The sequence below is a fragment of the Blastococcus litoris genome (assembly GCF_003075095.1).
Taxonomy (GTDB): Bacteria; Actinomycetota; Actinomycetes; order Mycobacteriales; family Geodermatophilaceae; genus Blastococcus_B; species Blastococcus_B litoris.
Genome location: NZ_QCZF01000005.1, coordinates 51,986 through 66,799, shown reverse-complemented (window position 1 = coordinate 66,799; position 14,814 = coordinate 51,986). Strand labels below are relative to the sequence as shown.

At 76.0% G+C, this 14,814-nt stretch carries 16 protein-coding genes; 9 read left to right on the top strand and 7 right to left on the bottom strand.

The window, feature by feature from the left end; all coding sequences use genetic code 11:
* Window positions 1–98 precede the first annotated feature (98 nt).
* Window positions 99–2,666 carry an ATP-binding protein gene (locus tag DCS98_RS12025; protein WP_116451623.1) on the top strand — a complete coding sequence of 856 codons (2,568 nt, stop codon included), beginning with the start codon at window positions 99–101 and terminating at the stop codon, window positions 2,664–2,666.
* A gap of 5 nt (window positions 2,667–2,671) precedes the next feature.
* Here the strand turns inward: DCS98_RS12025 and DCS98_RS12020 are convergent, their stop codons facing one another.
* Window positions 2,672–3,385, bottom strand: a complete 714-nt coding sequence (locus DCS98_RS12020) for an alpha/beta fold hydrolase (protein WP_206340223.1) — start codon at window positions 3,383–3,385, stop codon at window positions 2,672–2,674.
* 80 nt (window positions 3,386–3,465) lie between these two features.
* On the opposite strand from DCS98_RS12020, the gene DCS98_RS12015 reads away from it, so the two are divergent.
* From DCS98_RS12015 to DCS98_RS23900, 7 genes are all read left to right on the top strand, one after another.
* On the top strand, window positions 3,466–4,314 hold the full coding sequence (locus tag DCS98_RS12015) for a tryptophan 2,3-dioxygenase (RefSeq protein ID WP_116451622.1): 849 nt from the start codon (window positions 3,466–3,468) through the stop codon (window positions 4,312–4,314).
* A complete protein-coding gene (locus DCS98_RS12010) occupies window positions 4,307–5,551 on the top strand; it encodes a kynureninase (protein WP_116451621.1) in 1,245 nt (414 codons plus the stop codon). Before DCS98_RS12015 ends, DCS98_RS12010 begins: the two co-directional genes overlap by 8 nt.
* Entirely contained in the window at window positions 5,542–6,465 is a 924-nt protein-coding gene (locus tag DCS98_RS12005; protein WP_116451620.1) for an MBL fold metallo-hydrolase, read from the top strand. Before DCS98_RS12010 ends, DCS98_RS12005 begins: the two co-directional genes overlap by 10 nt.
* On the top strand, window positions 6,447–6,929 hold the full coding sequence (locus DCS98_RS12000; RefSeq protein WP_116451619.1) for a hypothetical protein: 483 nt from the start codon (window positions 6,447–6,449) through the stop codon (window positions 6,927–6,929). The genes DCS98_RS12005 and DCS98_RS12000 overlap by 19 nt, the downstream gene beginning before the upstream one ends.
* Window positions 6,930–7,021: 92 nt before the next feature.
* Window positions 7,022–7,816 (top strand): SDR family NAD(P)-dependent oxidoreductase, encoded by a 795-nt coding sequence (locus DCS98_RS11995; RefSeq protein ID WP_116451618.1) that lies wholly within the window; start codon window positions 7,022–7,024, stop codon window positions 7,814–7,816.
* Window positions 7,813–8,553 (top strand): SDR family oxidoreductase, encoded by a 741-nt coding sequence (locus DCS98_RS11990; protein WP_241037735.1) that lies wholly within the window; start codon window positions 7,813–7,815, stop codon window positions 8,551–8,553. The genes DCS98_RS11995 and DCS98_RS11990 overlap by 4 nt, the downstream gene beginning before the upstream one ends.
* The gene (locus tag DCS98_RS23900) at window positions 8,550–9,668 is read left to right on the top strand and encodes a phosphotransferase family protein (protein WP_116451617.1); all 1,119 of its coding nucleotides are present in this window, start codon (window positions 8,550–8,552) and stop codon (window positions 9,666–9,668) included. The genes DCS98_RS11990 and DCS98_RS23900 overlap by 4 nt, the downstream gene beginning before the upstream one ends.
* A 7-nt stretch (window positions 9,669–9,675) precedes the next feature.
* Here DCS98_RS23900 and DCS98_RS11980 read toward each other — a convergent pair whose 3' ends face one another.
* From DCS98_RS11980 to DCS98_RS11970, 3 genes are read right to left on the bottom strand one after another with little or no spacing between them, the layout of a single operon-like run.
* Window positions 9,676–10,119 (bottom strand): DUF5313 family protein, encoded by a 444-nt coding sequence (locus DCS98_RS11980; RefSeq protein WP_116451616.1) that lies wholly within the window; start codon window positions 10,117–10,119, stop codon window positions 9,676–9,678.
* Window positions 10,106–10,603: a MarR family winged helix-turn-helix transcriptional regulator gene (locus DCS98_RS11975; protein WP_116451615.1), complete on the bottom strand. Its 498-nt coding sequence runs from the start codon at window positions 10,601–10,603 to the stop codon at window positions 10,106–10,108. Before DCS98_RS11975 ends, DCS98_RS11980 begins: the two co-directional genes overlap by 14 nt.
* A gap of 53 nt (window positions 10,604–10,656) precedes the next feature.
* The gene (locus DCS98_RS11970; protein WP_116451614.1) at window positions 10,657–10,884 is read right to left on the bottom strand and encodes a hypothetical protein; all 228 of its coding nucleotides are present in this window, start codon (window positions 10,882–10,884) and stop codon (window positions 10,657–10,659) included.
* A 223-nt stretch (window positions 10,885–11,107) separates the two neighbouring features.
* Here DCS98_RS11970 and DCS98_RS11965 point away from each other — a divergent pair, with 223 nt between their 5' ends.
* Entirely contained in the window at window positions 11,108–12,130 is a 1,023-nt protein-coding gene (locus DCS98_RS11965; RefSeq protein WP_116451613.1) for a hypothetical protein, read from the top strand.
* Here the strand turns inward: DCS98_RS11965 and DCS98_RS11960 are convergent.
* From DCS98_RS11960 to DCS98_RS11950, 3 genes are read right to left on the bottom strand one after another with little or no spacing between them, the layout of a single operon-like run.
* Complete coding sequence (locus DCS98_RS11960) at window positions 12,127–12,471, bottom strand: hypothetical protein (RefSeq protein WP_116451612.1); 345 nt, start codon at window positions 12,469–12,471, stop codon at window positions 12,127–12,129. The genes DCS98_RS11965 and DCS98_RS11960 overlap by 4 nt on opposite strands.
* 51 nt (window positions 12,472–12,522) lie before the next feature.
* Window positions 12,523–13,986, bottom strand: a complete 1,464-nt coding sequence (locus tag DCS98_RS11955) for an NAD(P)/FAD-dependent oxidoreductase (protein WP_116451611.1) — start codon at window positions 13,984–13,986, stop codon at window positions 12,523–12,525.
* Between the two features lie 55 nt (window positions 13,987–14,041).
* Entirely contained in the window at window positions 14,042–14,665 is a 624-nt protein-coding gene (locus tag DCS98_RS11950; protein WP_116451610.1) for a TetR/AcrR family transcriptional regulator, read from the bottom strand.
* Window positions 14,666–14,814 lie beyond the last annotated feature (149 nt).

The window sequence follows — 14,814 nt, the reverse complement described above, 5'->3', positions numbered from 1 at the left end:
AGGACGGCGTGCCGCGACCCGCGGCGAGAGACCTGTTCGCAGCACCCGCGCCGGCGACACGATGGTTCCCACCCCTCCCACCCCGCCGAGGACGACGCATGGCTGCCGACGCGCACGAGACGCTGCCGATCCGCACCCCGGACCAGCGGCTGCGGGTGTTCGTGAGCTCGACGCTGGCGGAGCTGGCCCCGGAGCGGGCGTCCGTCGCGCGGGCCGTCTCGGCGCTCCGGCTCACTCCGGTCATGTTCGAGCTCGGGGCCCGCCCGCACCCGCCCCGCGAGCTCTACCGCGCCTACCTCGCGCAGTCCGACGTCTTCGTCGGCCTGTACTGGCAGCGGTACGGCTGGATCGGGCCGGGCATGGACGTCTCCGGGCTCGAGGACGAGTTCCGGCTGTCGGGCTCGATCCCCCGGCTGCTGTACGTCAAGGAGCCGGCACCGGACCGGGAGGCCCGGCTGACCGGCATGATCGGCGAGCTCCAGGCCGAAGGGGCGGATTCCTACCGGACCTTCCGGACACCGCGGGAGCTCGGGCGGCTCGTGCGAGACGACCTGGCGCTGCTGCTCAGCGAGCGGTTCGGGGCGGCGGCTCCGGCCCCGCCGGCCGATGCGCGGCCGCCCGCCCGGTCACTGCCCACCACGCCGACGTCGCTGATCGGCAGGGAGCGGGACATCGACGCCGTCGCGGCGCTGGTGCGGTCGGCCGGCGCACGCCTGGTCACCCTCACCGGCCCCGGAGGCGTCGGGAAGACCCGCCTGGCGATCGCGGTGGCCGATCGGCTCGAGCGCTCCTTCCCGCGCGGCGCCGTCTTCGTCCCGCTGGCCTCCGTCGTCGAGCCGGCGCTGGTGCTGCCCCGCGTGGCGGCCGTGCTGGGCGCCCCCGTCGACGGGAGCCGACCACCGGTGGACGTCGTCGCCGAGCACCTCGCCGACGCCCCGGCATTGCTCGTGCTCGACAACCTCGAGCAGCTGGTCGGGGTCGCGTCCGACCTCGACCAGCTGCTGGCGCGGTGCGCGGGGCTCACCGTCCTGGTCACCAGCCGCACCGCGCTCCGGCTCCGCGCCGAACGGGAGTACGCCGTCGGCGCGCTCGACGTGCCGGCGCTGCCGGAGCGGCCCCGCCTCGAGGAGCTCGCGGCGCTGCCGGCCGTGCAGCTGTTCGAGGACCGCGCGCGGGCGGTCCGCTACGACTTCGCGCTGACCGAGACCAACGCGCCGGTCGTCGCGGAGATCTGCCGCCGCCTCGACGGCCTGCCGCTGGCGATCGAGCTCGCCGCGGCGCGCAGCAGGCTGCTCGACCCCGCCGCGCTGCTGGCCCGGCTCGGCTCCCGCCTCGACGCCCTGGGCCCCGGTCCGGTCGACCTCCCCGAGCGCCAGCGCACGCTGCGCGCGACGGTCGAGTGGAGCGTCGGGCTGCTGGCGGACGACGAGCGGGAGGTGCTGGAGACCCTGTCGGTGTTCGCCGAGGGGTGGACGCTCGAGGCCGCGACCTCCGTGACCGCGCTCCCGGAGGACCGGGCGCTCGACCTGCTCGACGCACTCTCCGCGCACAGCCTCGTGGTCATCGACGTGTCCGGGACCGGTCCGCGGTTCCGCATGCTCGGAGCGGTCGGGGAGCTGGCCGCCGAGCGGCTGGCCGGCCGGCCGGACCGGGACGAGGTCGCCCGGCGCCACGCCGCGTACTTCCGGGCGCTCGTGGAGGCCGCCGACTGGCCGTCGCAGGGCCAGGGCGAGTGGGCGGACCGGTGGCGGACCGAGGAGGAGAACCTGCGGGTGGCCATCGGCTGGTTCTGCGCGCACGACGTCAGGCCCCTGCCGCACCTGTTCCGCATCCTGTGGTTGTTCTGGCAGATGCGCGGGCGGATGTCCGAGGGCCGCACGTGGATCCACGAAGTGCAGCGCCGGGCCGATGCCCTCGACGACCGCGCCCGCGCCGAGCTGCTGGTCACCTCCGCCATGACCGCCGTCGAGGTCGGTGACGACGACAGCGCGCTCGCTGCGGTCGAGGACCTCCGGCGGCTGGAGGGCAGGATCGGGGACCCCTACCTCGAGAGCGCCGCCCAGCTGGCGATCTCGTGGACCGTGCCCGTCGTCGGCGACGTCGACGGGGCGCTCCGGGCGGCGACGGCGGCGCTCGAGGGCTTCCGCGACCAGGACGCGCCGTTCGAGGCCTTCGCGCTCCTGACCGTGGGCGGGCTCGAGATGGTGCTCGGCCGGCCGGAGCCGGCGCGGGCGCACCTCACGGAGGTCGCCGGGCTCGGCCGGCGGGCCGGGAACCGCTGGCTCGTGTCGGCCGCCCTGGCCCAGCTCGCCGCCCTCGCCGTCTGGACCGGCCGCCCCGAGGAGGCCCGGCCCCTCCTCCTGGAGTCGGTGGACGGGGGTGCGGACGCCGACATCAGCACCCTGACGCTGACCTTCTCCCTGGTCGCCCGGGCACACCTCGCGCTGGCGCGCGGGGACGGCCGGGGCGCGGCCACCGCCCTGGGAGCGGCCGACGGGCTCCGCCGGCGCGCGGGTCTGCGGGCCTGGCCTGCGGCGCGCCGGAGCGAGGCCGAGCTGGTCGACCGCGTCAGGGAGTGCCTCGGCACCGCGGCCTACGCCGACGCCGTCGCCGACGGCGCGGAGCTCGGCCACCGGGAGGCCGTCGCGCTCGTGCGCGCTCCCTGACCGGTTCAGGCGCCGAGATCGGCGAGCGCCGCCAGCACGGCGGGCCAGGCGCCGCTGAGCGGGTCGATGACCCCGAAGTGCCCGCCGTCGACCCGGTCGAGCCGGGCCGCGGGGTGGCGCCGCAGGTAGGACCCGCTCACCGCCACCGGGACGATGCCGTCGTCGCGGCCGTGCACGATCCGCACCGCGCAGGCCGGGGACGGCAGCGCCGCGGGGTCGAGGTCGGGGCGGGCGGCGGCGTCCTCCCCGAGGAAGGCGGTCACCGCGTCGCCGTCCAGCCGGAGGTCCTGCGCCAGGCGGAGGTCGGCCACCGGGGCGAGGGCCAGTACCCCGGCGGGCACGTCGAGGGTGGCGGCCGCGTGCAGGGCCAGGTGGCCCCCGGCCGAGTGCCCCGCGAGCAGGACCGCCCGGCCGGCCAGCCCGGGCAGCCCCGCGACGGCGCGCACCGCGGCGGCGACGTCCGCCACGGTGCGGTCCGGGCGCCCCGGGACCCGCCGGTACTCCGGCGCCACCGTCGTCCAGCCGGCCGCCGCGAGGGCCTCCGTCGTGGACCGCAGGTGCAGCCGGTCGAACGACGGGCGCCAGAAGCCGCCGTGCAGGAGGACGAGCACCGGCCGGTGGGCAGCCGGCCCCCGGGCGTACCGGACGTCGGCGACCTGGTCGCCGTCCGGGCCGTACGGGACGACGGCGTCGGGAGCGGACGCCGACCGGCTCAGCACCGATCTGTCCTCCGATCCGGCGGCGACCACGGACCAGGTGTACCCGATCGGTAGCGTCGGGCCCGGACCCGGGAGGCGGCATGGCGATCGACGACGGCGTCCGCGCGATCGAGGACGGCGTGCAGACGGACTTCACCGCGCGGATGGACTACGGCGGCTACCTGTCGCTGGACGCCCTGCTGTCGGCGCAGCAACCGATCAGCGACCACCACGACGAGCCGCTGTTCATCGTCGCGCACCAGACGACCGAGCTGTGGCTGAAGCTGGCGCTGCACGAGCTGCGCGCCGTCCGCACCTACCTGGACGCCGACGACGTGCGGCGGGCGCGCAAGGGGCTGGCGCGGGTCAAGCACGTCTTCCGCACCATCACCGACCAGTGGTCGGTCCTCGCGACCCTCACGCCCAGCGAGTACACGGAGTTCCGGGGCGTGCTCGGCAACGCGTCGGGCTTCCAGTCCTGGCAGTACCGGGCCGTCGAGTTCGTCCTCGGCAACAAGAACGCCCGCATGCTGAAGGTCTTCGAGTCCCGGCCCGAGGCGCACGGCATGCTCGCGGAGCTGCTCGACTCCCCCACCGTCTACGACGCCTTCCTCGCCTTCCTCGCCCGCCACGGGCACGACGTCCCCCGCTCCGTCCTCGACCGCGACGTCCGGAAGGCCTGGGTGGAGGACGCCGCCCTGCTGCCGGTGTTCCAGCGGATCTACGAGGACACCACGACGCACTGGGCCGAGTACGCGGCCTGCGAGGACCTCGTCGACCTCGAGGACGCCGTCCAGCTGTGGCGCTTCCGGCACCTGCGGACCGTGCAGCGCACGATCGGCTTCCGGACCGGTACCGGCGGCAGCTCGGGCGTGGACTTCCTCAGGCGGGCACTGGACCTCACCTTCTTCCCCGAGCTGTACACCGTGCGGACGTGGATCGGTGCCTGAGCCCCGCCTCCCCGAGGAGCTGGTCGACCTCGCCGCCGAGCTCGACGCGCGCGACCCGCTGGCCGGGTACCGGTCGGAGTTCGTGCTGCCCGACGGCGTGCTCGCCTACCTCGACGGCAACTCCCTCGGCCGGCCGCTGCGGGTCACGGGCGAGCGGCTCGCCCGGTTCGTCGACGACGAGTGGGGCGAGCGGCTGATCCGCGCCTGGGACGAGCGGTGGCTGGACCGCCCGACCGCCGTGGGCGACCTCATCGGGCGGGTCGTGCTCGGCGCCGCCCCGGGCCAGACGGTCGTGGGCGACTCGACCACGGTGCTGCTCTACAAGCTCGTCCGGGCCGCCGTCGACGCCCGGCCCGAGCGCACCGAGATCGTGGCCGACACCGAGAACTTCCCCACCGACCGCTTCGTCCTGGCGTCGGTGGCCGCGGAGACCGGCCGGACGATCCGCTGGATCGAGCCGGACCCGGCCACCGGCGTGCAGCCCGCCGAGGTGGCCGCGGTGCTCTCCGACCGGACGGCGCTGGTGCTGCTCAGCCACGTCGCCTACAAGTCCGCCTACGTCGCCGACCTGTCCGCGATCACCGCCGCAGCCCACGGCGCCGGCGCGCTCGTCCTCTGGGACCTGTCCCACTCGGCCGGCGTCGTGGAGACGGCGCTCGACGCGGCGGACGTCGACCTGGCCGTCGGCTGCAGCTACAAGTTCCTCAACGGCGGCCCCGGCGGCCCTGCCTTCGGCTACGTCGCCCGCCGCCTCCAGGACGAGCTGGTGCAGCCCATCACCGGGTGGATGGGGCACGCGGAGCCCTTCGCGATGGGCCCGGACTACGTCCCGGCGACCGGCATCCGGCGCTTCCTGAGCGGGACGCCGCCGATCCTGTCGATGATCCCGGTCGAGGACATGCTGACGCTGGTCGAGCGGGCCGGGATGCCCGCCGTCCGGGCGAAGTCCGTGGCGCTCACCGAGTACGCGATCACCGTCGCCGACCGGGTCCTGGCGCCGCTGGGCGTCGTCGTCGCCTCGCCGCGGGACGCCGCCACCCGCGGCGGTCACGTCACCCTGGAGCACGACGCGATGAAGACCGTGGTCGAGGAGCTGTGGCGGCGGGGCGTCATCCCCGACTTCCGGCAGCCGCGCGGCCTGCGCGTCGGCCTCTCCCCGCTGAGCACGAGCTTCGGCGAGCTCGCCACGGCCCTGGCGCACGTACGGCAGATCCTCGCGGAGGTCCCGTGCGGCTGAGGCCCGGCCGCCCCGACCTTCGTCCGCACGCGGGGCTCTTCGACGTCCCGGCGGCGACCGGAGCCTTCGGCGTGACGTTCCTGGGCGTCTCCAGCCTGCTGTTCGACGACGGCGAGCACGCGCTGCTGACCGACGGCTTCTTCTCCCGGCCCTCGCTGCTGCGGGTGGGGCTCGGGAAGGTGGCGCCCGACGACGCCCGGATCGACGCCGCCCTGGCCCGGCTGGACCTGGGCGGCCGGCTGCGCGCCGTGCTGCCGGTGCACACCCACTACGACCACGCCCTGGACTCCGCCGCCGTGGCGCAGCGCACCGGCGCGGACGTGGTCGGCGGGCGCTCGGCGGCCAACCTGGCCCGCGGCGCCGGTCTCCCCGCCGACCGGATCGTGGTCGCCGCACCCGGCGAGCCGATCGCCCTCGGTAGCTTCACGGTCACCCCGCTGGTGTCCGACCACTGCCCGCCGGACCGCTACCCCGGGGAGATCACCGCGCCCCCGGTCCCGCCCGTGCGGGCCGGCGCCTACCGGTGCGGGGAGGCGTGGTCCCTGCTGGTCGGCCACGCCGGCGGCCGCACCGCGCTCGTGCAGGGCAGCGCCGGGTTCGTCGCCGGCGCCCTCGAGGGCCGGACCGCCGACATCGCCTACCTCGGCGTGGGCCAGCTCGGCGTCCTGGACGAGGCCTACATCCGCGAGTACTGGCGGCACACCGTCGAGGCGGTCGGTGCGCGGGACGTCGTCCTCGTGCACTGGGACGACTTCTTCCGCCCCCTCGACGAGCCGTTGCGTGCGCTGCCCTACGCCGGCGACGACCTCGACGTGACCCTGCGGGTGCTCGGCCGGCTGGCGGCCGACCAGGGAGTCGGCCTGCACCTCCCGACCGTCTGGCGGCGGGAGGACCCGTGGGCGAGGCTGTGCTAGCAGCTCCCCGCCGCATCGAGGAGGACGCCGTGCAGCCACCGGACCAGCCGTCCCACCCGTGGCGGTGGCTGCTCGGGGAGTGGACGACGGAGGCGACCCACCCGGGCCTGCCCGGCGAGGTCATCCACGGACGGGCCACGTTCGAGTGGCTGGAGGACCAGCAGTTGCTGGTCCTGCGCACGCACGTCGAGCACGACGCGATCCCGGACGCGCTCGCCGTCATCGGCACCCTCGACGGGGCGCCGGCCATGCACTACTTCGACGTCCGGGGCGTGCACCGCGTCTTCGAGGTCGACGTCGCCCCCGGCACCTGGCGCTACCGGAACGCCACTCCTGGGTTCGCCCAGAGGTTCACCGGCACCCTCGGCCCGGACGGCACGACGATCGCCGGGCAGGGCGAGCTGTCGCGCGACGGAGTCATCTGGGATCCCGACCTCGCGATCACCTACCGCCGCGTCGGCTGACCGGCCGCCGGAGCCACCCGCCGCCGACCTGCGGCTCTTCCGTAGCGTGCCCGCATGATCTCCTGCCGCTCCTCCTCGCCCGTGGCCCCGCGATGACCCGGCGCGTGCTGGTCACCGGCGGCGCCTCCGGGCTCGGTGCCGCGCTGGCCGCCCGGTACGCCGCCCGGGGTGACCGCGTGCTCGTCGGTGACCTGGCCGGGACGGCGGACGTCCCGGCCGGCGCGTCCTACCAGCGGCTCGACATCACGTCGGAAGCGGACTGGGTGGCGGCGCTGGAGCGGGTCCGTTCGGAGTTCGGCGGCCTCGACGTGCTGGTCAACAACGCCGGCATCGCCGCCGGCGGGCGGATCGACCGGCTCGGCGCCGACCACTGGCGGCGCGTCCTCGACGTCAACGTGCTCGGGGCGGTCACCGGTTGCCGCACGTTCGTGCCGCTGTTCAAGGAGCAGGGCTCGGGCCACCTGGTGAACGTCGCCTCGGCGGCCGGCCTGGTGCACCCGCCGGCGATGACCTCCTACGACGCCGGCAAGGCCGCCGTCGTCGCCCTCTCGGAGAGCCTGCGCTGGGAGCTGGGGCCGTGGGGCGTCGACGTCTCCGTCGTCTGCCCGACCTTCTTCCGCACCAACCTGGCCGCCTCCCTCCGCGGGGACGACCCCCTGATGGACCAGGTGGCCACCCGCCTCATCGAGCGCTCGAAGCTCGGCGCCGACGAGATCGCCGACCGTGTGGTGAGCGCGGTGGACGCCAAGCGGTTCCTGGTGCTCCCCGACCGCAACGCACGGATCGCCTACTGGAGCAAGCGGCTGGCGCGGCCGCTCTACGACCGGCAGATGCGCGGCATGGGCGCGCGCATCCACCGCGCCGAGCTGGACGGGGGCGCGGCGTGAGCACCGTCCTGATCACGGGGGCCAGCTCCGGCCTCGGCGCGGAGATGGCCCGCCAGTTCGCCGCGCTCGGCCACGACCTCGCGCTCTGCGCCCGGCGCACCGACCGGCTCGACGCCCTCGCCGAGGAGATCCGGACGGCGACGGGACGGCGGGTGGCGACCGCGGCGCTCGACGTCACCGACGCCGACGCCGTCCCCGCCGTCTTCGCCCGCTTCGCCGAGGCGTTCGGCACCGTCGACCGGGTCGTGGTCAACGCCGGCCTCGGCAAGGGCGCCCCGCTGGGCACCGGCCGCGCCGACGCCAACCGCGAGACGGCGATGACCAACTTCGTCGGCGCGCTCGCGCAGTGCGAGGCGGCGCTGGAGATCTTCCGCCGCCAGCAGCGCGGGCACCTGGTGCTGATCTCCTCGATGTCGGCGCTGCGCGGCATGCGGAAGTCGATGACCGTCTACGCCGCCACCAAGGCCGGCGTCGCCTCGATCGCCGAGGGGCTGCGCTCCGAACGGATCCCGGGTCTGGACGTGTCGGTGATCTACCCGGGCTACATCCGCTCGGAGATGAACGAGCACGTGCAGCAGAGGACCCGGTTCATGGTCGACACCCCGACCGGGGTGCGCAGCATGGTCGCCGCCATCGAGGCCCGCCGGGCGACGGCGTACGTGCCGGCGTGGCCGTGGGTGCCGATCGGGTTCCTCATGCGGGTGCTGCCGCTGTCCGCCGTCCGGAAGCTGACGTGACCTCGCCGGACGCCAGGGACGTCCGGACCGAGGACGCGTTCGACGTCGCCGCGGTCGCCGCGTGGCTCGCCGCGCACGCCGACCGCGAGGCGGCCGGCGTCGACCTCACCGCCGTGCCCGGGGTGCAGCAGTTCTCCGGCGGCGTCTCGAACCTGACCTACCTGCTGCGCTACCCGGACGACGACCTGATCCTCCGCCGCCCGCCCCGGGGCACGCACCACAAGGGCGCCCACGACATGGCGCGGGAGCACCGCATCCAGACGGCGCTGGGGCGGGTGCTCCCCTACGTGCCGCGGACCGTCGCGCTCTGCGAGGACGTGTCGGTCGTCGGCACGCCCTTCTACGTCATGCGGCGGATCGAGGGGCCGATCCCCCGCAAGGAGCTGCCCCGCGGCGTGCAGCTGTCCCGCGACGAGGTCGCCGCCCTGTGCCGCAACGTCGTCGACCTGCTCGTGGAGCTGCACGCCGTCGACGTCGAGGCGTCCGGGCTGGCCGACCTCGGCAAGGGCCCGGGCTACGTGCGCCGCCAGGTCGAGGGGTGGAGCGAGCGCTACCGCCGGGCGCGCACCTGGAACGTCGGCAGCTTCGAGCGCGTCATGCGCTGGCTGGACGAGAACCAGCCGGAGGACCGCCCGCACACGCTGGTGCACAACGACTTCCGCTTCGACAACGTCGTCCTCGACCCGGCCGACCCCACGCGGCCGATCGGCCTGCTCGACTGGGAGCTGGCCACCGTGGGCGATCCGCTAGTGGACCTGGCCGGATCGCTCGGCTACTGGTTGCAGGCCGACGACGGCAGGCTGATGCAGGCGTTCCGGCGCCAGCCCACCCACCTGCCGGGGATGATGACCCGCGAGCAGGTCGTCGCCCACTACTGCGCGCGCAGCGGCCGGGGCGTCACGCGGCGGGAGTGGGCCTGGTACGAGGTGTTCGGCCTGTTCCGGGTCGCCGTGATCGCCCAGCAGGTCTACCAGCGGTACTGGACCGGCCAGACGACGAACAGGCAGTTCCGGCTCTTCGGCGTCGCCGTCGTGCTGCTGGAGCTGCGCTGCCGCCGGATCATCGCCCGGGCACGGCGGATGGACCCGGCACGGGCCGCGGCCGCGGTGGGCTGACCCGGCCTCAGCGCCCGAGGCGCTCCCGGTACCGGGCCGCCCGCCTCGCGGCGGCCGCGCGCTTGCGCTCGCTCTCCGCCTGCTGGCGCACCAGCCCGGCGGCGTCGCGGTGCCGGGTGGCGGTGCCGGCCGGGTAGCCGGCCTTCACGACCCGGTTCTCCACCGCCTCGGGCATGTAGGCCGACGAGTAGAACAGCGCCAGCGCGAGACCGCCGCCGGCGCACGCCAGCTTCAGCCCCCACCCGGCGGGGAGGAGCACCAGCAGCAGGACGATCGGGACGGCGAGCTGCACGAGCGTGCGGACGACGTGGCGCAGCCACCAGGTGCGCGTCGTGGTGTCGTGCAGCACCCAGCCGCGGTGCCGCGCGGGGAGCGCGCCCCCGAAGGCGTACCAGAGCCACCGGTGCGGAGCGGGCCGGACGACCGGGGCCGCCACGTCAGCGCTCGCCACGACCGCTCCCCTCGCTCTCCGCCAGCGCCCGCTGGGACGCGGCGATCACCCCGGTGAGCGCGGCGTGCAGGGTCACGAGCTCGTCGACCGGCATGCCCAGCCGCTCCACGATGCCGGCCGGGATGCGTTCAGCCTCCGCCCGCAGCGCCTGCCCCTTCTCGGTCAGCGAGAGCGCCAGGTTGCGCTGGTCACCGGCGTCGCGCTCCCGCCGCAGCAGGCCGGCCGACTCCAGCCGCTTGAGCAGCGGTGAGAGCGTGCCCGGGTCGAGCTGCAGCAGGCCGGAGAGCCGCTTGACCGACAGCGACCCGTGCTGCCACAGCGCCAGCATCACCAGGTACTGCGGGTGGGTCAGCCCCAGCGGCTCGAGGACCGGCCGGTAGACGGCGACGACGTTGCGCGCGGCCACGGACAGGGCGAAGCAGACCTGCCGGTCGAGCGCGAGCACGTCCTCCGCGTCGACGGGTGGAGCGGTCGTGGTGCTCATGCACCCCAGGTTAGCTGGTGCACCAATCGTTGGGGCACAAAGCGTCTGAGGCGTCAGTCACGCCGGGCGTCGGACGTGTCGCCCGCGCGGGTGCCGGACCGGCCGTCGAGCCAGGCCTGGAACTCCGACCGCTCGCTGCCGCTGGCCCGCGCCGCGCCGAGCAGCAGGAAGGCGACGGCGACCAGCACGACGGCGACCAGCACGACGAGGATGGTCTCCCAGCCGAACAGCGGCGGGACGGTCATGCTCCCCGGTGCGGGCGAGGTCGGGACGGGCGCCATGGGACGAGGGTGCGCTGCCGCGGGCGCGGCCACACCCGCTGCACGGGAGTCCTCACCCGGGTGAGCGAGGTCACGCAGAGCGAGGGCCGGCGCCCGCGCTACCGGATCGGGGCGCGGGCACCGCCCCTCCGGGTGATGCCGCCCGGTCCGCGGGGGCGCGGAGGCGATCCGGGGCCGTAGCGTTCCCGAACCTCGGACCGAACTGCGAGGGGAGGCAGGTGGGATGAGCACCGAGCTGCGCACCGACGACGGGGCCGCACGCACCGATGGGGGGCCGCACGCCGTCCTGGGTGCCGCGCGCCCGGAGCGGGCGCGCCCGAACGTCTCCGGCGACCTGCCCACGGTCCTGCAGGTCGGGCCGATGTTCCGACGCGTCCTGGCCGGTTACGACCGGTTCCAGGTCGACACCTACGTGCGGTGGGCCGAGGACGAGCTCGTCGCCGCCGACCGCGAGCGCGAGCACCTGCTGGCCCGTCAGGTCAGCACGCAGGCGGCGCTCGAGGAGGCGCGGGAGCTGCTGTCCCACTCCCCCGCCGGCGGCCGGCTCGTGCAGGTCTCCCGCCGGATCGGGGGCCTGCTCGCCGGCGCGGCCGACGAGGCCGAGAACATCCGGGCCGAGGCGGAGAACCACCGGTCCGTCGTGCGCGCCCAGGCGGAGGTCCTGACCGCCGACGCCCGCCGAGCGCTCGCCCACGCGCGCACCGAGGCGCAGCAGCTGCTGGCCGACGCGGAGACGGAGGTGGCCGACCGGATCGCCGAGGCCGACCGGACGCTGGCCGAGGCCGAGCAGACCGGGCGCGACGTCCGCGGCGCGGCGGCCGCGCACCTGGCCGACGCCCGCGCCGTGCAGGCCCGCGCCATCGCGGAGGCGGCGCGGATCCGCGAGCGGGCGACCGAGGAGGCCCTCGCCGCCCGGCTGCGCGCCCGTGACGAGGTCGTGCGCATGCTGGGCACCGGCCGGGAGGAGCGGCGGCGCGCGGACGCCGAGGCCGCGGCCACCCGGGAGCGCCTCGACCGCGAGGCCGCCGCACGGCGCGCCGTGCTGCAGGCCGAGGTGGCCGAGCTCGAGCGTCGCCGCGCGCAGCTGCTGGCCGAGCCGGGCAGCAGCCCGGAGCTGCCCGCCCCGTCGGCCCCTGCCGCCCGGGGCTACCTCGACCGCATCCATGACCGCATCGGCGCGCACGCGGTCCCGTGGCGGTCGGCGACCAGGGTGGCCGCCGGCCAGCGCGGCAGGAGCGCCGCCTAGCTCTGCTGCGGGCGGCCGAGCAGCCGCCCGACGCAGGCGGCGGGTGCGCGCACCGACCAGGAGGCCACCCGCCACGGGAGGCCGGCGAACACGCGCGCGGTGCGCACGCCGAGCAGCCAGAGGTCGGCGTACTCGGCCGGCCGCGGCCCCGCCGCCGGCGTCGGCTCCGGCTGGGCCGGTGGCGCCTCGGGCAGCAGGACGTCGACGGCCGTGCGCCGGCGCGGTGCCCGCAGCGAGGCGAAGGACGGGATGGCGGGGGCGGCCGGCGAGGCGTCGTCGTCCCGGTCCGCGGGCGGGGAGCCTGCGGTCCCGGGGGGACGGCCGTGGGAAGTGTTCGGCATGGCCCCCACCACGGTAGGGCCCCGCCGCCGGGCCGCCACCGGGAGGTCCGGTCACACCGCCGATCGCCGCTCCTCCCCCGGGCCGTAGATGGCCGTGGCCTGCGCGCTGGCCAGGCGGGCGTCCTCCTCGCGGACCACCGACAGCTGCGTCTCGTCGGGCGGGAGCAGGGTCTGGAACGCCCAGTCGAGCGCCACCCGGACGCGGTTGGACACCGACGGCAGGACCAGCAGGTGGTACCCGCGGGTGACCAGCTTCGCGACGGGCCCGGTCAGGCGGATGCCCAGCGGCCTGGCCACCGCGTCGAAGCCGCCGAGGTCCGCGACCAGCCCCAGGTCGCGGTGCCGGTACTCGCGTGCCGTGCCGAACCCCAGGGCGGCGGCGATGTTGCGTCCCACCGCTGTGCCCTGCCGCTGCGCGTGCTGCGCCGTCGGCTGGGTGTCGGGCAGCTCGCCGTCGTCACCCGGGCCGGCGGCCAGGTCGGGGACGGCGGCGGCGTCCCCTGCCGCCCACAGCCCCTCGACCCCGGGCACCGAGAGGTCCGGGTCGGTGACCAGGCGGCCCCGCCGCGTCGGCAGGCCGAGACCGCCGACGAGGGGGCTGGCCACGACACCGGCGCCCCACACCAGGGTGCGGGTGGCGATCGAGGTCCCGTCGGTGAGGACGACGCCGCTGTCGTCGGCCGAGCGGACGCTCGTGTTCAGGCGGACGTCGACGCCCCTGCGCCGGAGCACGCCCAGGGCGTGGTCCCCCAGCTGGGGGCCGAGTTCCGGCAGCACGGCCGGGGCGACGTCGACCAGCACCCAGCGGACGTCGCGGGCACGGGTGTGGTCCCAGCGGCGCTCGATGCGGGTCAGCCAGCGGTGCGCCTGCGCGACGAACTCCGTCCCGGTGTAGCCGGCACCGACGGCGACGACGGTGAGCATGGCCGCCCGCGCCGCCCGCCCCTCGGTGGTGTCGGGCTGGGCGTCGGCGAGGTCGAGCTGCTCGAGCAGGTGGTCGCGCAGGTAGACCGCCTCCACCAGGGTCTTGAGCCCGCGGGCGTGCTCGGGGACGCCGGGGATCTCGAACTGGCGGGTGATCGACCCGGGGGTCAGGACGAGGTGGTCCCACCCGAACCGCTGCTCCAGGTCGCCGCGGCGCACGGTGATCGTCCGCTCAGGGAGGTCCACGTCCTGCACGCGACCGAGCACCAGCCGCACCCGCCGGAGGGGCCGGCGCAGCGACACGGCGATGTGCCGGGCCTCGACCACGCCGGTGGCGACCTCGGGCAGCAGCGGGCTGTAGAGGAAGTAGTCGTTGGGGTTCACCAGGAGCAGCTCGGCACGTCCCCGCGGCAGGTGCCGCTGCAGCGAGCGCAGCGCGTAGAAGCCGGCGAAGCCGCCGCCGACGACCACCACCCGCGGTGGGCGCCCGGCACCGCCTGCCGGGTCGACCTCACCGTCCCGGCCCTCGGCCGCACGCCGCGGCCGCGGGAGACGGAGGGAGGGACGGCGGCGAGGTGTCGTGCCGGTCATGCGGGCAGGCTCCTCCGCTGCCGACCGATCCGACACCCCTCCGGACGCGTCCGCGTCAGCTCCGGAGGGTGTCCCCGGGACCGGTCACCCGCGGTGGGGGTGCGAGCAGGCCGCGCACGTCCGCCAGGGCGCGGTCCACGGCGGCCGGGAGCGCGTCCTCCTCCCCCGCCCGCCACGACCGGACGGCAGTACGGAGCACGAGGACGCCGAGCCCCGCTTCGAGCCGCACGAGGGCGTCGGACGGCGGCACCCCGCGCAGGGCGGCCAGGCCCTCGGCCAGCTGCGCCTCCATGTCGCGCTGCACGACCAGCGTCCGGTGCAGGAGCCGCTCGTTCCCCAGGACGATCTCGTCGCGGACGGCGAGCAGCTCGCGCTGCGTCTCGAGGAAGCCGGCGAACCGGCCCAGGACCGCACCGAGGCGGGCCGGCGCCGGGGCACCGGCGGCCGCCTCGATCGACGCCCGGAGCGCCGCGGTGAAGGCATCCCGGTAGGAGAAGACGACCCCCTCCTTGGTGCCGAAGTGCCGGTAGAAGGTCGCCGGGCCGACGCCCGCCTCGGCGCAGACGTCCTCGACCGTCACCCGGTCGAACCCGCGGCTGCGGAAGAGCTCGAGGGCGACCTGCTCGATGCGGGCGGTGCGCTGCTCGCGCGACCGGGCGCGCCCCGACGTCCCCCGCATGGCACCTCACAGCCCGCCGGCGGGTCGGACGGGACCGCGTCGGCGCGGCCCGAGCGTACGGCCCATGGCGTGGCGACACAGCGTGACGGCGACCCGCCACAGGGGCGGCTCGCCCCGGCCGGGGAGCCGGGCCGGTTCCGCCGGGCGGT